At 28.5% G+C, this 18,775-nt stretch carries 14 protein-coding genes, 5 pseudogenes and 2 other annotated features; of the genes and pseudogenes, 1 reads left to right on the top strand and 18 read right to left on the bottom strand.

Going from position 1 to position 18,775, the window contains the following annotated elements; genetic code table 11:
• Window positions 1-11 precede the first annotated feature (11 nt).
• A pseudogene (locus tag LEQ07_RS22305) lies at window positions 12-1,779 on the top strand (Rqc2 family fibronectin-binding protein).
• 26 nt (window positions 1,780-1,805) lie between these two features.
• On the opposite strand, the gene LEQ07_RS00625 reads toward LEQ07_RS22305, so the two are convergent.
• The 18 genes and pseudogenes from LEQ07_RS00625 to spoIVA form a co-directional block, all read right to left on the bottom strand.
• Complete coding sequence (locus LEQ07_RS00625; RefSeq protein ID WP_025162250.1) at window positions 1,806-3,053, bottom strand: uracil-xanthine permease family protein; 1,248 nt, start codon at window positions 3,051-3,053, stop codon at window positions 1,806-1,808.
• Between the two features lie 99 nt (window positions 3,054-3,152).
• A pseudogene (gene pyrR, locus LEQ07_RS22300) lies at window positions 3,153-3,684 on the bottom strand (bifunctional pyr operon transcriptional regulator/uracil phosphoribosyltransferase PyrR).
• Between the two features lie 257 nt (window positions 3,685-3,941).
• Window positions 3,942-4,852, bottom strand: a pseudogene (locus tag LEQ07_RS00615) (RluA family pseudouridine synthase).
• An 8-nt stretch (window positions 4,853-4,860) separates the two neighbouring features.
• Window positions 4,861-5,304: a signal peptidase II gene (gene lspA / locus LEQ07_RS00610; protein ID WP_263329174.1), complete on the bottom strand. Its 444-nt coding sequence runs from the start codon at window positions 5,302-5,304 to the stop codon at window positions 4,861-4,863.
• Window positions 5,305-5,414: 110 nt separating this feature from the next.
• Window positions 5,415-6,020: a polysaccharide deacetylase family protein gene (locus LEQ07_RS22755; protein ID WP_332842821.1), complete on the bottom strand. Its 606-nt coding sequence runs from the start codon at window positions 6,018-6,020 to the stop codon at window positions 5,415-5,417.
• Between the two features lie 141 nt (window positions 6,021-6,161).
• Window positions 6,162-6,584: a TraR/DksA family transcriptional regulator gene (locus LEQ07_RS00595; RefSeq protein WP_263329171.1), complete on the bottom strand. Its 423-nt coding sequence runs from the start codon at window positions 6,582-6,584 to the stop codon at window positions 6,162-6,164.
• 77 nt (window positions 6,585-6,661) lie between these two features.
• The gene (locus LEQ07_RS00590; RefSeq protein WP_046822041.1) at window positions 6,662-7,063 is read right to left on the bottom strand and encodes a DUF5665 domain-containing protein; all 402 of its coding nucleotides are present in this window, start codon (window positions 7,061-7,063) and stop codon (window positions 6,662-6,664) included.
• Between the two features lie 156 nt (window positions 7,064-7,219).
• A pseudogene (trpS, locus tag LEQ07_RS00585) lies at window positions 7,220-8,223 on the bottom strand (tryptophan--tRNA ligase).
• A gap of 12 nt (window positions 8,224-8,235) precedes the next feature.
• On the bottom strand, window positions 8,236-8,934 hold the full coding sequence (locus tag LEQ07_RS00580) for a 5'-methylthioadenosine/adenosylhomocysteine nucleosidase (protein WP_263329170.1): 699 nt from the start codon (window positions 8,932-8,934) through the stop codon (window positions 8,236-8,238).
• Between the two features lie 63 nt (window positions 8,935-8,997).
• Window positions 8,998-9,228, bottom strand: a binding site (T-box leader).
• A 403-nt stretch (window positions 9,229-9,631) separates the two neighbouring features.
• Window positions 9,632-12,739: an isoleucine--tRNA ligase gene (gene ileS / locus LEQ07_RS00575; protein WP_046822038.1), complete on the bottom strand. Its 3,108-nt coding sequence runs from the start codon at window positions 12,737-12,739 to the stop codon at window positions 9,632-9,634.
• Window positions 12,740-12,790: 51 nt separating this feature from the next.
• Window positions 12,791-13,022, bottom strand: a binding site (T-box leader).
• 61 nt (window positions 13,023-13,083) lie between these two features.
• A complete protein-coding gene (locus LEQ07_RS00570) occupies window positions 13,084-13,593 on the bottom strand; it encodes a DivIVA domain-containing protein (protein ID WP_021430014.1) in 510 nt (169 codons plus the stop codon).
• Between the two features lie 12 nt (window positions 13,594-13,605).
• On the bottom strand, window positions 13,606-13,737 hold the full coding sequence (locus LEQ07_RS00565) for a hypothetical protein (RefSeq protein WP_263329169.1): 132 nt from the start codon (window positions 13,735-13,737) through the stop codon (window positions 13,606-13,608).
• A complete protein-coding gene (locus LEQ07_RS00560) occupies window positions 13,737-14,390 on the bottom strand; it encodes a YlmH family RNA-binding protein (RefSeq protein WP_263329168.1) in 654 nt (217 codons plus the stop codon). The genes LEQ07_RS00565 and LEQ07_RS00560 overlap by 1 nt, the downstream gene beginning before the upstream one ends.
• A 22-nt stretch (window positions 14,391-14,412) precedes the next feature.
• The gene (locus LEQ07_RS00555) at window positions 14,413-14,664 is read right to left on the bottom strand and encodes a YggT family protein (protein ID WP_021429989.1); all 252 of its coding nucleotides are present in this window, start codon (window positions 14,662-14,664) and stop codon (window positions 14,413-14,415) included.
• Between the two features lie 26 nt (window positions 14,665-14,690).
• Window positions 14,691-15,161 (bottom strand): cell division protein SepF, encoded by a 471-nt coding sequence (locus LEQ07_RS00550; protein ID WP_046822036.1) that lies wholly within the window; start codon window positions 15,159-15,161, stop codon window positions 14,691-14,693.
• Window positions 15,162-15,189: 28 nt separating this feature from the next.
• Entirely contained in the window at window positions 15,190-15,894 is a 705-nt protein-coding gene (locus LEQ07_RS00545; protein ID WP_046822035.1) for a YggS family pyridoxal phosphate-dependent enzyme, read from the bottom strand.
• A gap of 4 nt (window positions 15,895-15,898) precedes the next feature.
• Window positions 15,899-17,084, bottom strand: a pseudogene (locus tag LEQ07_RS00540) (HlyD family efflux transporter periplasmic adaptor subunit).
• 105 nt (window positions 17,085-17,189) lie between these two features.
• The gene (gene spoIVA / locus LEQ07_RS00535; protein ID WP_263329167.1) at window positions 17,190-18,704 is read right to left on the bottom strand and encodes a stage IV sporulation protein A; all 1,515 of its coding nucleotides are present in this window, start codon (window positions 18,702-18,704) and stop codon (window positions 17,190-17,192) included.
• Window positions 18,705-18,775: the final 71 nt, after the last annotated feature.

Raw genomic sequence — 18,775 nt, 5'->3', positions numbered from 1 at the left:
GGAATGATATTATGGCATTCGATGGTTTAGTTGTTCATTCAATTTGTGATGAACTGTCTTCTAAGTTAGTTGGAGGAAAAATAGATAAGATATATCAACCAGAAAACGATGAAATAGTTTTACATATACGAAACAATAAAGAGAATTTTAAGCTAGTACTTAGTGCAAGCTCATCAAATCCTAGAATTTACCTTTCTAGTTCATATAAAAAGGAAAATCCTATGAATGCTCCTATGTTTTGTATGTTACTTAGAAAGTATATCCAAAGCGGAAACATAGTTAACGTTTCTCAAATTGGATTTGAGAGAATTGTAAAAATCACTGTTGAATCTTTAGATGAATTAAAATCAAAAACTACTAAAGATTTAATAATAGAAATAATGGGGAGACATAGTAATATAATTTTGACTCATGAAGAAGATAAAATAGTCGATTCAATAAAAAGAATACCTCCTAGTATTAGTAGGGTTAGACAACTTCTTCCAGGTATAACATATACACTACCTCCTGCTCAAGATAAGTTAGATCCACTTGAATTAATTTCTATAAATCAGTTTAAAGAATTACTTAAAGATTTTAATGGTCCTATATTAAAATCTTTATATTCTAAATTTTTAGGTATAAGTCCGACTGTATCTAAAGAAATATGTTTTAGATCAAATTTAGATAGCTCTATGCTACCTTCTGATTTAAATGATGAAAGCTTTAATAGGCTACACGAAGAGTTTATAAATGTTATGCAGAGCGTCAAAGACGCAAATTATAATCCATGCTTAGCTTTAGATCCTTCTATTGATAAGCTTTTAGATTTTAGTTGTATAAATCTTTCTCTATTTAATGACTTAAAAGTTGTTCATAATGAAAGTATTTCATCAATAATAGAAAGCTTCTATTCAAATAAAGATGCTAAGGAAAGAATAAATCAACGTGCATCAGACTTTAAGAAAAGCATATCTATAAAACTAGATAGACTTTATAATAAATTAAAAAACAAGAATTAGAACTTAAAGAATCTGATAATGCTATAATCTACAAAGTTAAGGGCGAGCTTATAACTTCATATATTTATATGGTTGAAAAGGGAATGAAGTCTGTAGAGGTTCAAAATTTCTATGATGAAAACTGTTCTACAGTAAAAATCGATTTAAACCCAAACTTAACTCCATCTGAAAACGCTCAAAAATACTTTAAAAAGTATACTAAATTAAAACATGCAAAGAAAGAGATAAGTGCTCAAGTTGAACTTAGCTTAGAAGAAATTAATTATCTTGAAAATATAATGCTTAGTGTAGATAACTGTGATAACCTAGCTGAACTTAACGATATAAAAGAAGAACTTCAAAAACTTGGATATATGCGTGGCAAGGTTAAATCAAAAAAAGAGAAAAATACTTTAACTACTAAACCAAATGAATTTTTATCTTCTGATGGGTTTACAATCTTAGTAGGTAAAAACAATAAGCAAAATGATTTTCTTACTCTTAGAGTCGCTAATAATGATGATTTGTGGATGCATACTAAAAACATTCCAGGTTCTCACGTAATAATAAAATCAGATGGTAAGGAAATACCTGAATCAACTATTTTTGAAGGGGCAATGCTAGCTGCATTTTTCAGTAAATCTAAAATGTCAGCTCAAGTTCCAGTTGATTATACCTTAAAGAAAAATGTAAAAAACCAAATGGTTCTAAACCAGGAATGGTTATATATGAAACAAATAGTACTATTTATGTAACTCCATCTGAAGAGTTAGTAGTTAAATTAAAAAAACAGGGTTAAACCCTGTTTTTAATTTATATTTATAATTATATAAGCTGAGAGTTAAGAACTGCTGATTCTTTCTCAACATCCTTTTTAAAGTCTTCTTTATTTAATACTCTATTTAGTATAATACCTACTATTGCAGCTAAACTTAGCCCTGTAATTGTAACAGTTTTAGTTACAGGTATTCCTATAACAATTCCTTTATTACTTAAGTAAGTAGTTCCTAAGCCTATTACCATTATAGTAGCTATTATTATTATATTCTTTTTACTTTCTACACATTTGCTATCGTTTATTGTTTTTAACCCTACATATGAAATCATTGAGAATAACATTATACTTATTCCACCCATAACTTCTGTAGGTATACTTTGTAAAAACCCTCCAAACTTACTTACACATGCTAGTAATATTGCACATATAGCAGTTCTTCTTAATATTGATGGGTCATAATTTTTAGTTATAGCAAGTACTGCTGTATTTTCTCCATAAGTCGTATTTGCTGGTCCTCCTAAAAATCCTGCCATAATAGTAGCCAATGCATCTCCCATTAACGTTCTGTGAAGCCCTGGTTCTTCTATGAAATTCTTTCCTACTACAGTTCCATTAGTAGTCATGTCTCCTATATGTTCCATGAATACCGCTAAAACTACAGGTGCAATTAAAACTATAGCTTGTAAACTAAATTTAGGTAGTGTAAATTGTGGTATTTGTAAAAGAGCCGTATTTGTGCTCATAAATGAAATATCTACATTCCCTAGTATTAAAGATACAGTGTATCCTATAGCTACAGCTATTATTATATTTAATTGCTTTATAAATCCTTTACAAAATACATTTATTGCTATTGCTAATCCTAATGTCATAATTGCTATTAAAAAATTATTTGATGCCATATCAACTGCAGTTGGTAATAGGTTAAGTCCTATAACTGCTATCATTGCTCCAACCACTTGAGCTGGGAAATATTTTTTAATTTTATCTACACCTACTTTTTTTATAACCGCTGCCATTATTAAATATATAATTCCGGCTACTATTATTCCACCTTGAGCATATGCTAAATCTCCATTGTGAGCTTCTTTAGCAGCTATTATAACTGGTATAAATGCAAAACTTGAACCTAAGAAAACTGGAACTACTCCTTTTGTACATGCATGGAAAATTAATGTCCCTACTCCTGCACAGAAAATAGCAACCGCTGGATTAAATCCTGTTAATATTGGTACTAAAACTGTAGCTCCAAACATAGCTAATAAATGTTGTAATGATAACATTGTTTTTTTCATAAAAAACCTCCCTATTTTTAGTTTGGGAGAAATAATTCTCCCTTTTTCAGTATCTCTGTACTGAATTAAAAGGTGTTAACCTTATATAATTTTATGCTTTTACTCGTTTATAGTTACTGAATCTTGTTCATCAGTTTCATTTAACATAACTGAAATTACCTCATGTTTTGATGTTGGCACATTTTTACCTACATAATCTGCTCTTACAGGTAACTCTCTATGTCCTCTATCAACTAACACAGCTAATTGAATAGACTTAGGTCTTCCTATATCCATAATTGCATCTAAAGCTGCTCTTACTGTTCTTCCTGTGTATAAAACATCATCAACTAGTATTACAACCTTATCATTTATATCAAAGTTTATATTAGATCCATTTATAACCGGATCTGTATCTACTTTTTTAATCATCTCTATATAGAGTTATATCAATTTCACCAGTATTTACACATACATCTTCTATACTCTGTATTTTCTTTGCTATTCTATTTGCTATAGGAACTCCTCTTGTTTTTATTCCTACTAAAACAACATCTTCTACACCTTTATTTTTCTCTATAATTTCATGGCTTACTCTAGTTATAGCTCTTCCCATAGCTTTTTCATCCATTAATTGCGCCTTTTCTTTCATTAAAATCCTCCTTTGTCATAAGGTTAAGTTATAAAAATTTACTTAGCTCATATCGTCAACGTCCGCTCGACAAGCTTACGTCCCGTTAATCAAAAAAGCTTCTTACCCTTAGGCAAGAAGCTATACTTATCAAATATAAAGAATCTTATATTTTCTATAAGTTCTAATTCTCTCGCCTTTTGATCTCTCTGGACCAATTAAAGGTAACATTCATTTTTTATAATTATATACTAATAAAGTCCTTTTAACAACCACTTTTATTTCATTTTAGACATTAAGTCACTGAAATATTTTGGAAGCTCTGAATTGAACTCAACATATTCATTAGTTGTAGGATGCATAAAACCTAACTTTCTAGCATGTAAGGTTTGTCCTTTTATCCCAAACTTATTATTTTTCGGACCATATAGAGGGTCCCCTAATAAAGGATGATTTAAAGATAATGCATGAACTCTTATTTGATGTGTTCTTCCAGTCTCTAAAGTTGCCTTAACATGAGTAAAGTTTTCATATCTATTTATGACTTCAAAGTGAGTAATTGCATTTTTCCATCTTTAACTATACCCATCTTCAATCTATCTTTAGGATTTCTTCCAATAGGTTTATCAACAGTTATTTTATCTTCTTTCATAACTCCGTGGCATATAAATTCATATTCTCTAGTTATTGAATGCTCTTTTAACTGTTCTGCTAACGAATTATGTGCTTTATTATTTTTTGCAATCATTAAAAGACCAGACGTATCTTTATCTATTCTGTGTACTATCCCAGGTCTTATCACTCCGTTTATAGAAGATAAATTCTCTTTACAATGATATAAAATTGCATTTACTAACGTATTATCATAGTTTCCAGGCGCTGGGTGAACAACCATATCTTGAGGTTTATTAACTATCAATAAGTCCCCATCTTCATACACAATTTCAATTGGTATATCTTGTGGAGTCACTTCAAGAAGTTTTGGTGCTGGTATTTCAATAATTATATGATCATCTTCTTTTACCAAGTATTTTGCTTTTTCAATTTTATTATTAACCTTAACTTTTTTATCCTTTATAATCTTTTGTATATAACTTCTAGACATTTCACCTAACTGTCCAGATAAATACACATCTAGCCTATCGCCTTCTTCTTCATCTATAACTAAAAACTGTCTTATTTCTTCCATAATTTCACCTACTTGTCATTTTCAAAAAATATTATGTATATGCATAATAATATAGTTCCTATAACTACAAATACATCTGCTACATTAAATACATAGTTCCAAACTATTCTAAAATCAAAATAATCTACTACAAACCCTAATCTTACTCTATCTATAAGATTCCCTATAGCTCCTGCTATTATAAGAATTATAGCACTTTTACCAAGTAAGTTTAGTTGCTTTTTGTATAAATAATATAATCCAAATATGCATGCAGCCAAAGCAACCACTACAAAAATCATTTGGTTATTTTGAAACATTCCAAATGCTGCTCCTCTATTTTCTACATATGTTAAATGAAATATATCTTTAATTATAGGTACACTCCCTATATTAACTAAATACTTTACAGCTAAAAATTTAGATATTTGATCTAATCCTATTAAGCCTAATATAATAAGTATATATATCAAAAAATATCCTCCTCAATTGTTTTAATCTATATATATTATATATATTAACATATATATGGGCAATACATGTTAATATCAAAGAAAGATAGCAATTGCTATCTTTCTTTGATTTATTCTTTAACAAGATCTGATATAGTTACAAATTCATATCCTTGTTTTTGTAACTCTGGAATTATACATTCTAAAGCTTTTATAGTTTGTGATTTATCATTCCTTATACTGTTATAGTCATGAAGTAAAATTATACTGCCATTTTTCGCATTTTTTTCTATTGTACTTATAATATTTCCAACTCCTGGATTACTCCAGTCTCTAGCATCAAAATCAGACCACAGCACAACTTTCATATCTTTTGATTTCATTAAGCTAAATAAATTTTCATTTATTGCTCTATATGGAGGTCTAAACCAAGTAGGTTCTTTTCCTGTAACTTTTTTTATAATTTCTTGAGTTTTTATAATTTCACTATTTAGTTTTTCAGGTGAATTGTTGCATACATTTATATGTGTAAACGTGTGATTCCCTATTTCATGACCCTCATCAAAGGCTCTTTTTACAATTTCAGGATTCCATCCAACTTTTTGACCTACTACAAAAAATGTAGCTTTTGCATTATTTTTTTTAAGGATGTCTAGTATTTGTGGTGTAAAATCTTCATCTGGACCATCATCAAATGTTAGAGCTATAATTTTTTTCTGATCATTTCCTTTTTTAATTATTATATCTTCATATTTTTTGATATATTATTTTTATTATTAAAAACTTCACTTTCATTTGACTTTGGCATATTAAATATACCTAATGCTAAAATCAAAAAATATAGGTATAATTAACTTCTTCATATTACCGCCTCTTTTCTAGTAATCATCTCTCATATCTCTATTAATATCAACTAAGTCTTTAACTTCTCGTGTAAATAAATTAGGTCCACTAAAATTATCTTTTATACTAACGCTTTCTATATTATTTACTGGTCTTTCTTCTTTTTTAGCGCAATCTACACATAGCCTAGTTTCTGGAATAAAATCTAATCGATCTTCCTCTATACTTTTTTTGCAACTTTCACAAATTCCATAAGATCCATTTTTTATTTTGTATAAAGCATTATCGATTTCTTTTAATTTAAATTTTTCATGATTAGTTAGACTATTTTGCATCTCTTGCATATATACTTCACTTCCTATATCCGCAAGATGATTATCATAGCTTGAAAGTTCACCTGATGTATACTTCTCACTTGTATGTTCAGTCGTATTTCCAAATACAGTGTTATCTTCCATTTCTGATACTAACGTTATTATATTATTTTTTCTTCTAGTAACAGCTTTTCATATTTTTTGTTATTCATAATAATCCTCTACCTTCCTCTAAAATTATCTACCATATCTAAAAATCCAGCTATATATTCTCCTATAATAGGTAAGTTAACCCATTTAGATACAACATATAAAACTAAACCTGTAAGAAAACTAAATCCAATAGCTTGCCCAAAACCTTTCCCAATTCCTGCTATAAAGTTAATTGCAAACATTCGTCTTCTACTATCTGTTAAAATCATATAATCCATAATTCTGCTTCTTTCAAACATATATAGCAGACTGTCGATTCTATTATTTGCAATTTCAAGTGCTTTTAATAATGCGTTAGATTCATCATTCCCATGGATTCTTTTATCAATATCTTTCATACTCAATGCTTTAACTTCTTCTATATATAGTTCTTTTTCATTTTTTCTATTTCCTAATCTATATCGCTTCAAAACTTAACACGTCCTCTTCACATAGAAAAACTTTTTACAATTTTATTATTCCAACTTTTATATTTTAAATACAAGAATTTGCTTTACTAATATTACTTAATTAATGTTTTATTGCACAAAAAAAAGCCCTATTAAATAAGGCTTTCAATTTTAATTTTATAAAAATTTCTTTTCTATCAATCCAACTTTTTTATAAACTTTTCTTAGGGTTTTTCTAGCTTGATATTCTGCTTTTTGAGCCCCTTTAGCATATATATCTTCTAGGTAATCCTTGTTTGACAGTAAATATTCATATTGGTCTTTTATAGGTTTTAAAGTTTCTACTATTACTTCAGCAACGTCATTTTTAAAATCTCCATATCCTTTACCTTCATACATAGCAACTACATCTTCTATAGATTTATTGTCTAGTTTTGAGTATATATCTAAAAGATTTTTTATACCTGGTTGCTCATCACTATATCTAACTACTCCAACAGAATCTGTTACACTTCTTTTATTTTTCTTCTTATTGCATCAGCATCATCAACTAATAATATATATCCATTTTCATTTTCATCTGATTTACTCATTTTTTTAGTTGGTTCTTGTAAGCTCATTACTCTAGCTCCAGCTTTCGGTATATATGGTTCTGGAACTTTAAATGTAGGGCTATATCTATTATTGAATCTATTTGCTAAATCTCTAGCTAACTCTAAGTGTTGTTTTTGGTCTTCTCCAACCGGTACTAAATCTGTTTGATACAGTAATATATCTGCAGCCATTAAAACTGGATAAGTAAATAATCCTGCATTTAAATTGGCTTCGCTTTTTTGAGATTTATCTTTAAACTGAGTCATCCTGCTTAACTCACCCATATATGTCATTGTATTTAAAATCCACATTAACTCAGTATGACAACTAACATGTGATTGTATGAATATAGTATTTTTTTCTGGATCTAAACCACTTGCCATGTATTGAGCTAATAACTGCATTGTATTTGCTCTTAAATTTTTAGCTTCTTGTGGAACTGTTATTGCATGTAAATCTACTACACTATAATAGCAGTTATAATCTTCTTGTAATTCTTTCCAATTTTTTATAGCTCCAAGATAATTTCCTAATGTCAATTTACCTGATGGTTGAGCCCCACTAAATATTATTTTCTTTTCACTCATATTTAATGCCTCCTATAAATTTTTTAACATTCTAAGTACTATATCTTTTGAATTGTGAGCTGCTTGACCTACAAACTCTTCATATGTTACATCTGCACTTCCATCTGCTTTATCTGACATAGCTCTTATAACCACAAATGGAGTATGATTAACATAGCATACATGTGCTATAGCAGCTCCTTCCATTTCTCCACAGTATCCGTTAAATTCTTTTACTAATTCGTCTTTTAATTCCTTGTTACTTATAAATATATCTCCACTTAAAACTCTACCTTTTAAAACTTTATGCGTTTTAACTTGTGCTTTTGATGATTCATAAGCCGCATTTATTAATTTTTCATCTGCGTTAAATATTGAGTTATCCATTCTAGGTATCATACCTTTTTTATCACCAAATACAGTAGTGTCAAAGTCATGTTGTATCGCATCTGTAGATATAACTATATCATATACATCTAGTTCTTCATTTAATGCTCCTGCTACACCTGTATTAACAACTGCATCTACATTAAATTCACTTATTAATATTTGTGCACATAATGCAGCATTTACCTTACCTATTCCACATCTAACTAAAACAATATCTTTATTTTCTAATTTTCCTACATAAAATTTTAAACTAGCTTTTTCTATAGTTTCTTCTATGTCCATTATATCTCTTAATATATCTACTTCCTCATCCATTGCGCCTATTATTCCTATTTTGTTCATTTCTAAATTCCTCCTATATGTTATTAATTTTTATTTTTTGTATAATAAAAATCCGTCCTAAATAAATAGGACGGATATATTTTCCGCGGTACCACCTAAATTATATACATGTTTATATGCATATCACTTAATAATTTCTGCTATAACGTGCAGTCACGATATCAGCTACTCTTTAAATTTCACTTAATTCCTCAAAGGTCCATTCATTAAATTTATTTATATTGAGTTCTCAGCTACCTCAATTCTCTGTATTAAATAAGAAATTTAATTACTAATCCTCTTCACTGGATTTTTATATTATATTTTTATATTTATTTTATATGATATGTTTTAATCTCAAAAAAGTCAACCATTTAAATCATATATTTTTTCTCCCACCTAATTCCCACAAAAAAATAAGCTATCTAATAAATAGATAGAAAGGATAAATAGTGTAGTTTTAGCGACATTTAAAATCATCTTTTAAGCTTTTTGGAGCAAAACTATACTATTTATCCGAAGCTTTATACTATTTATAGAAAGCTTATTTTCATTTTAAAATGGTAAATATATAAGTTTTAACGACCTTTAAATCTTCTTTTCAGCTTTGGGATCAAAACTTTTCTTTTTTATTCTTAATTGGGTATATTATAAGTTTTAGCGACTTTTAAAGCTTTTTTTTAGCTTTAGAAGCAAAACTTATAATTTGCCCTAATCCTTATTTTCTTGTAACTTTTATACCTGTCATGTGGTCATTTAAGTTATGTTTTTCTATAGTTTCATCATCAACTCTATTTATGTTTAAAGCTAAAGTTTCTGATTTTATATATTCAGAGTATTCATTTATAGCACTTGCTATTTCATCATCTGAACAATAATCAATATCTATATTATCTAAAACATCAAAGTCATTAGATTTTCTTAATTGTTGAACTTTAGATATAAATTCTCTAGCATATCCTTCGTTTATTAAAGTCTCATTTAAAGTTGTATCTAATATTACAAATAGGTTATTTTCCATAGTAACATTAAATCCTTCTTTAGCTGATATATTTATTAACACATGATCTTTATTAAACTTAAATTCTTCTCCATCTATATCTACACTTATAGACTCACCAGATTCTAACTTAGGTACAACTTCACTTGCATCAAGTTTATTTAATGCTCCAGCAAAGAATTTCATCTTAGCTCCAAGCACAGGTCCTAAAACTTTGAAGTTTGGTTTTAATGTAAAGTTCATATATTCGCCTAAATCTTTGGCAAATATAACTTCTTTAACATTAAGTTCTTCTTTTATTAAGTCAACAACATCACTTATAGTACCTTCATATTTTCCATCTACTAATACTTTTTGTATAGGTTGACGAACTTTTATTCTAGTAGCTTCTCTTGATGCTCTTCCTAATGTAACTAAGTTTTTAACTAAGTCCATTTTTTCTTCTAGATTATTATCTATTAAATCTAAATTAGCTTTTGGATAAGTAGCTAAGTGAACTGAAGTTTCATTAGTTAAGTTTCTATATATTTCTTCTGCTATAAATGGTGTAAATGGAGCTATTAACTTACAAAGTTCTGTTAATATCTCATAAGTTGTATTATAAACTGATTTTTTATCTTCTGTTAATTCAGTTGCCCAGAATCTTCTTCTTGAACGTCTTATATACCAGTTAGATAAATCTTCATTTATAAATTCTTGAACCATTCTAACAGTTTTATTTAATTCAAATATATCTAAGTTTTCTTCTACTTCTTTCTTTAAGTTGTTAAATTTAGATAATATCCATCTGTCTAATTCTGGTCTATCTTTATATTCAACGAAGAACTCTGATGGATTTATATTATCTGTATTTGCATATAATGTGAAGAAGTTATATACATTTTTCATAGTTCCTAAGAATTTACTTTGAACCTCTTTTAATCCATCTACATCAAATCTTGTTGGAGTCCATGGTGGAGATACATATAATAAATACCATCTTAATGCATCTGCTCCATATTGATCAAATAATTCAAAAGGATTTACTGTGTTTCCTCTTGATTTACTCATTTTCTTACCTTCTTTATCAAGTACTAAGTCATTAACTAAAACTCTCTTATATGGAGCTTTACCTGTAACAAAAGTAGATATAGCAAGTAATGAATAGAACCATCCTCTAGTTTGATCTATACCTTCACATATAAAATCTGCTGGGAATAATTCATCAAAGTTTTCTTTATTTTCAAATGGGTAGTGATGTTGTGCAAATGGCATAGAACCACTGTCAAACCAACAGTCTATAACTTCTGTTACTCTAGTCATAGTACCTCCACACTTATCACACTTAAAGTGTATATCATCTACATATGGTCTGTGTAATTCTATAGTTTTTGGATCTATATCTTCTATAGCTTTATTAGCAAGCTCTTCTCTTGACCCTACAGACTCTTTATGACCACACTCACACTTCCATACGTTTAATGGAGTTCCCCAATATCTACTTCTAGATATTGCCCAGTCATTTAAGTTTTCTAACCAGTTCCCAAATCTTCCCTCTCCTACGAAACCTGGATACCATTCAACAGTTTTGTTATTTGCTATTAATTGGTCTTTTAACTTAGTCATTTCTATATACCAGCTTGGTTTTGCATAGTATAAAAGTGGAGTTTGGCATCTCCAGCAGTGAGGATAGTTATGAGCTACCTTTTCTTTGCTGAATAATTTATTTTCTCCGTGTAACCATTTTATAATTTCAACGTCTACACCATCTTCCATTACAAATTTGCCTTCCCATGGAGTAGTTGTAAACTTACCTGCTTCTGAAACTGGTTGTAACACTGGTAAATCGTATTTTCTTCCTAAGTTGTAGTCATCTTCACCAAATGCTGGTGCTGTATGAACTATTCCTGTACCATCTTCTGTTGTTACATAGTCACCTAAAGTAACAAAGAATGCTTTTTTATCTGCTTCAACAAATGGCATTAATTGTTCATATTCAACGTACTCTAAATCTTTACCTTTTAATTCTTCTATAACTTCATAATCTTCTCCTAAAACTTTACTAGCTAAAGCTTTAGCAACATAGTATATTTCGTCATTTTGCTTAACTTTTATATAGTCTATTTCAGCCCCTACTGTTAAAGCAACGTTTGATGGTAATGTCCAAGGAGTTGTTGTCCATGCTAAGAAATATTCATCAGCATCTTTTCTCTTGAACTTAGCTATTACTGTATTATTTTTTATTTCTTTATACCCTTGTGCAACCTCATGTGATGCAAGACCTGTTCCACATCTTGGACAGTATGGAAGTATTTTATGACCTTCATATACATATCCTTCTTTGTTGAACTTATCTAATATCCACCATACAGACTCGATATAATTATTATCTAAAGTTATATATGGATTATCTAAGTCTATTTCATAAGCCATTCTTTCAGTCATGTCTCTCCATTGTTTTTCAAATGTGAAAACAGACTCTCTACACTTTTTATTGAATTTGTCTAATCCATAAGCTTCTATTTGTTGCTTATCAGATAAACCTAATTCTTTTTCTACTTGTATTTCTACTGGTAATCCGTGTGTATCCCATCCAGCTTTTCTTTTTACTTGATATCCATTCATAGTTTTATATCTACAAACAGAGTCTTTTAAAGTTCTAGCTATAACATGGTGTATTCCTGGGTTTCCATTTGCAGTTGGAGGCCCTTCATAGAATACAAAACTAGGATCATCTTTTCCTTTTTCTAAAGTTTTTTCTAACATATTTATGTCATTCCAATAATCAGATACTTTAGCTTCAGCTTCTTTTACAGAAGAATCTACTAACGACTTAAATTTAGCCATTAAAATCCACCTTCCTTTAATTTTATTTTTACACAAAAAAACCCGTCCCTGGAAAGGGACGAGTTATTACTCGCGTTACCACCCTAATTTTACAAATGTATATACTACCCTACATTTGTAACACTCTTTCAATATAACGGTATTTAACCGGCTCAGCTTAATAGATTAATCGTTCAGCCTGCAGCTTAGGAGTGATTTTCATTTTTATAAATTTATTGGTTCTCAGCTTCTCCAACTCTCTGTGAAATTATCTAAAAACTACTCTCTCCATCATAGCATTTATTATAATATTAGTTTATATGTATGAAATTTTATAATAAATTGTTCAAATAGTCAATATATTTTTACTCTAAAGCATCCGATAATTCTTTTTGAAGCTCAGCTATTCTTTGAACGCCATTTTCATCTATGTCCGAGAAAATATCATCAACACTTCTAATTTCGTCTTCTAATAACGATTTAAATTTATTTCTAAATATCTTGAACTCTTTAACTATAGAATCATATTCTTTTCTAATTTCAATAACTCTATTGTTAGCTTGTCCTATTATTTGTCTTGATCTAAGCTCAGCCTCTTCAACTATTATCTTAGCTTTTTTATTTGCAGCACTACATGTATCCTCAGCTGCAGTTTGAGCTGTTATAAGTGTTGCCTTTAATGTTTCTTCTATGTTCTCAAACTTACTTACTTGTTCTTGGTACATTCTTATTTTATCTTTTAATTCCAGATTTTCTCTATATACGTTTTCGAAGTCTTCTTTTACTAGATCTAAAAATTCATCTACTTCATCTTCTCTGTATCCACGTATACCTTTTTTAAATTCTTTATTTTCAATATCCACTGGAGTTAGCATGTATTCCCCTCCCTATATTATTAATTTTGCTTTTAATTTTATTTTACCTTTTTTACTTATATCTCCTATATCGGCTATTACAGCTCTACCTTTACCTCTTACTGATATAAGAGCATCCCGTTCTATAGGTTTTGATGTAGACATTATTTTTCATAATCAACAAAAACTTTTTCTGCATTTATAAGCTTCAAACTTTCTTGTCTAGAAATATTGTATATCCCACTTATCAAGCAATCCAATCTTTGTGATGATACAGTTAATGATATTTCTTTGTATTTAGGTTTGGAATATGCTATATCATCTTCGGGAATTTCCTTTACCTTAACACTATTTCTAGCAACTTTTTCTAAATTCATAATAATAAAATCTGAGATATCTTTACTTACAATAACCTGACAAAAGTTATCATGTATATTTATATCCCCTATTTTTTCTCTTTTTATACCTAATCCCAGTAAAGAACCTAAATAATCTTTATGCTTTATCTCTTTAAATTTAAAATTGCCCTCTATTTGTAATACTTTTATAGGTGATTGTACTTCTTCATATTCCATATAATACGGAAATATAGAAATAACTTTTCTTTCAGCTTCTTCAAAGCCTCCATCAACCCTATATTTTATATCGTCGAAACTATTTAATATTGATATAGAATTTTTTACTTCATAAGGATTTAGAAAATCAGTATATTTAATATCATAGCTTTTTATACAAGAATATGCTTTATCTATAACCTTAAACATCTTATTTTTCAAATCTATATCTTTAATATGATTTGTTAATGATACCTTGTCCATAATTTAACCTACTTCTAAAATTTTAAAATATATTTATTATTAACATTCTTAAAAATTGAAGAACAAATAGCGCAATTATTGGTGAAAAATCTATTGGACCTTCTATGTATCTAAACATAAAATTTCTTATAGGTCCTTCTATAGGCTCTGTTAACATACCTATAATATCATAGATTTTTGATTGTGTGGCTCCTGGAATCCATGACATTAATGCTCTTATTACTATCGCAAATTGAACAATGTCTGTTAATACTAATAAAGAGTATTCTATCATTTCAAATCTTACTCCTTTTTATTTATTTATTTATTTTGCCATGGGAAAAAAGCTTTACTTTCTAACTCTTTCTTCATGTTAGCATCTATATCTACATTATTAGGTGCTAATATAAATATTGCCTTAGATACTTTTTGTATACTTCCATCTAAAACATATACAGCCCCATTCATAAAGTCAAATATAGATTTACGAGTAACTGCATCATCTAAGTTTTCTAGATTAACTATTACAGCTCTTCTTTGTTTTAATTGATCAGCTATAGATGTAACCTCTTCATATTTCTTTGGTTCTACTATTACAACTTTCATTTGTCCTGCTGTATGTATATTTACTATTTTATTGCTTTTAGATTGAGCTATAGATCCTACCCCATTACTTAAATCTTCTGATATCTCTACTTCTTCCTCAATCTCTTCTATTTCTTCATCCATGAACTCGTCTTCTACTTCATCTGTCATCCAATCTTTTATCTTACCTATGAAACCATTTCCCATTATTAACATCCTCCATTATATATATTCATTATTTTTTGTTATAATTTCTTTGTCCAAATATAGAAGTTCCAACTCTAACAAATGTTGCTCCTTCTTCAATAGCTATCTCAAAGTCGTTACTCATCCCCATAGACAGAGCTTCCATAGACACACTATTTATATTTTCATTGTCTATTTTGTTAGCTAAGTCTTTTAATCCCTTAAATACAGATTTTATTAAATTTTTATCATCTGTATTTGGAGCCATTGTCATAAGCCCCTTAACTTTTATATTCGGATAATTATTTGATATATTTTTTATAAAATCAATAGCATCTTCTTCAAGTATGCCATGCTTACTTTCTTCCTTAGATATATTGACTTGTATTAAACAGTTTATTTGTTTATCTATGCTTTGAGCTCGTTTTTGAATCTCATCACATAATGATAATCTATCTATAGAATGTATCATATATACTTTATCAATTATATATTTCACTTTATTAGTTTGCAAACTTCCAATAAGGTGCCATTTTACTCTATCACCTATTACTTCATATTTTCTTGCTAATTCTTGTGGCTTATTTTCGCCTACGTCAGTTACTCCACATTCTATAGCTTCATTAACAGCATCTATATCTACAGTCTTTGTTACAGCTATTAATTTAACTTCATCATTACTTCTATCGGAAGTTTTACAAGAATCATTAATTCTTTTTTCTATATTAATTAAATTAGATTTTATAGAGTTCATTTTATCACCTGCTTTTACTAATTTTTTTACCTCTTGGGTTTAATATTACTTCATCATAAATACTAATACTTTTTATTCCATTTATATGGTTTTTGTAATAGTCAATAACTATATATTCTTCACTCTCATAAAAAGTTCCTTGTAATTCTACAAATTTCTCTTCTCCTGTTTCAGAAATTACATAGACACCTTTTTTCCCATCTACTTCTATAAATGTATCTTTAGGAACCTTTAAGCCTTCTGTTGACTTATATATTATATCAAATTCTTTTACTCTTGTATCGTAAATTTCCACATTTTGTTCGCTTATAGCCAATATAACAATGTAGTCATTTCCATCCTTATATATATCATATACATTTGTATTTATTTTTTCAACGTCACTAGATAGAATTATTTTTTGTCCTACATTTAATTTTTTACTTCTTTTTCATTACAGCTTATAGCTACATATTGCTTTAGATTATTTACTACTCTTGCAACAGGTTCACCTTTTTTTACTTCTCCATCTTTCTTTATATCTACATATTCTTCTTTTGCACTTTCTATATCTTCTTTTTTTACTTCTCCAATATTTTCTAAATTGAATTTTTTCTCATTGTTATCAAATTTATATGAGATAATACCTGAGTTTTTAGCTTTAAATAATTGTGAGTTATCTTCAATTAAATTTGAAACTTTTTCTGCTTCATTTTCTTTATCTTGCAATGTCTTACTATTTAAATCACTTCCTATTATTTCATTTTTATCTTTTAGAAGTTTAGACATTTTATTTAAATCACTATCTATATTTATATCTCCACCTAATAAATTTTTTTGTAAATTTAAACTTAGTTTTTTTATACCCTCATTTATGTTTTTTATATCCGATTTTACTATCTTTGTATTTCCTGATTCTATATCTGATATATCTTGTTTTAAATCTTTTAGCGTACTGACCGTTTTTTCGTCTACATTACCATTGTAGATGTATGCTACTTCATCACCTTTTTTATTTTATTACCTTCTTTAATGCAATATTTTACTTTTCCATCCATACTACTTTCCAATAAGTATTCATCTCTAATTACTAGTCCCGTTTTCTTAAAACTTTCTCGAACAACTTGATTTTCTAAGACCAAAGTATCTACATTTTTTTTAATTATACCACTAAGTAAATTTGATAATACATATATACATATAAATATCAAAATTAACTTAGTATAATTAAATTTTAATTTTTCAATATATATCCCCTAAAATAAATATAATACTATATTTATTTCTTCAATATAAATACAACTCCTTTTACTATTTCAAAAAATTAAAAGGTACATACATTGTATGCACCTTTTAATTTTATAAATAATAGTTATTATATTTGAACAACCATCATTTATTATTTTTTGTAAAGTTCTTTGTATCTTAATTCTTACATCATCTGGCATCATATACAACTTACTTTGCAATTGATCTTTTACTAAGTCATGCAATGATTTTCCAAACATATTATATTCCCATATTTCATTTGGATTTTCTTCGAAACCTTTTAGTAAGCTTTCTAACATTTCTTTACCTTGTTGCTCTGTTCCTACTCCTGGAGAAATTTCTGTAGATATATCAGCTTTGATCATATGAATAGATCCAGCTTTCGCTCTTAATCTAACCCCATACTGTTTACCTTGCTTAACTATTTCAGGTACATCCAAAGTAAGTTCATCTATAGTAGGTGCTACTAAACCATATCCTTTCTCTCTTACATCAGTTAGCGCTTGTTCTACCTTTTCATATTCTGTGTTAACTTTCGATAATCTAGTTACTAGATTTAATAATTCATATTCTCCATCTATTTTAAATCCACTTTTTTCTTCTAAAACATTATAGAATAAATCCTTTTTAGTTCCTAAATTTATACTTACTATACCTTCTCCTAATTCTACATTATCAACTTGAGTTTCATCTAAGAAATCCAAATTTTCAAATCCATCTATTATAGAATTTACATCTCTTATAACTCCAACTTCGTCTATACTATCTTTTATAGCACATATTATATTATTTTTTATCCAGTGATTCTTTTCTAATCCTTCTATCCATTTAGGGAAATTTATATTTATTTCATTTATAGGGAAATCATATAGTACATTTTCCATAACTTCTTCCACATCCTCTTCATCCATAGCCAAGACATTTAATGGTATTACAGGCTTATCATATTTTTCTTCTAATTCTCTTTTTAATTCTAAAGTTGACTCAGCATATGGATCTAGCGTGTTCAATACTATTACAAATGGTTTCTTAAGTTCTTTTAATTCATTTATTACTCTTTCTTCAGGTATAGAGTATGATTTTCTATCTATTTCCGTTATACTTCCATCTGTAGTCATAACTATTCCTATTGTAGAATGATCTCTTATAACTTTTTTTGTACCTATTTCAGCTGCCTTTTCAAAGGTCATAGCTTCATTAGACCATGGTGTAGATACTAATCTTTGTTTACCATCCTCTTCATGACCTAAAACTCCATCAACTATGTACCCAACGCAATCAACCATTCTAACTTTCATTGAAACATTTTCTCTAATCTTTATTTCTACACCATCAGCGGGAACAAATTTTGGCTCAACAGTCATAATTGTTTTTCCTGAACCACTTTGAGGTATTTCATCTTGTGTTCTTTCTCTTTTAAATTCATTTTCTATATTAGGTAAAACTAATAATTCCATGAATTTTCTTATAAATGTAGATTTACCTGTTCTAACAGGTCCAACTACACCTACATATATATCCCCTTGAGTTCTTCTTGCTATGTCCTCATATATATTATTCATCTATAACCCTCCTGCATACAAATTCTTAATAAAGTATATTTTAATCTGCAGATTAATATTACAAAAATAAA

It is taken from the genome of Paraclostridium sp. AKS73 (assembly GCF_025671395.1).
GTDB classification, from domain to species: domain Bacteria; phylum Bacillota; class Clostridia; order Peptostreptococcales; family Peptostreptococcaceae; genus Paraclostridium; species Paraclostridium benzoelyticum.
The sequence above is the reverse complement of the archived record's forward strand: the minus strand, read 5'-3'. Positions and strand labels throughout refer to the sequence as shown.

Coding starts and splice junctions, on each gene's coding strand:
- LEQ07_RS00560 (WP_263329168.1), bottom strand. CDS start 14,390: ATGGACAAGGTATCATTAACAAATCATATTAAAGATATAGATTTGAAA.
- spoIVA (WP_263329167.1), bottom strand. CDS start 18,704: ATGAATAATATATATGAGGACATAGCAAGAAGAACTCAAGGGGATATA.
- ileS (WP_046822038.1), bottom strand. CDS start 12,739: ATGGCTAAATTTAAGTCGTTAGTAGATTCTTCTGTAAAAGAAGCTGAA.
- LEQ07_RS00550 (WP_046822036.1), bottom strand. CDS start 15,161: ATGGGAAATGGTTTCATAGGTAAGATAAAAGATTGGATGACAGATGAA.
- LEQ07_RS00545 (WP_046822035.1), bottom strand. CDS start 15,894: ATGAACTCTATAAAATCTAATTTAATTAATATAGAAAAAAGAATTAAT.
- LEQ07_RS00595 (WP_263329171.1), bottom strand. CDS start 6,584: ATGGAAGATAACACTGTATTTGGAAATACGACTGAACATACAAGTGAG.
- LEQ07_RS00555 (WP_021429989.1), bottom strand. CDS start 14,664: ATGATAGAATACTCTTTATTAGTATTAACAGACATTGTTCAATTTGCG.
- LEQ07_RS00625 (WP_025162250.1), bottom strand. CDS start 3,053: ATGAAAAAAACAATGTTATCATTACAACATTTATTAGCTATGTTTGGA.
- LEQ07_RS00570 (WP_021430014.1), bottom strand. CDS start 13,593: ATGCTAACTCCAGTGGATATTGAAAATAAAGAATTTAAAAAAGGTATA.
- LEQ07_RS00565 (WP_263329169.1), bottom strand. CDS start 13,737: ATGTCTACATCAAAACCTATAGAACGGGATGCTCTTATATCAGTAAGA.
- LEQ07_RS00580 (WP_263329170.1), bottom strand. CDS start 8,934: ATGAACAAAATAGGAATAATAGGCGCAATGGATGAGGAAGTAGATATA.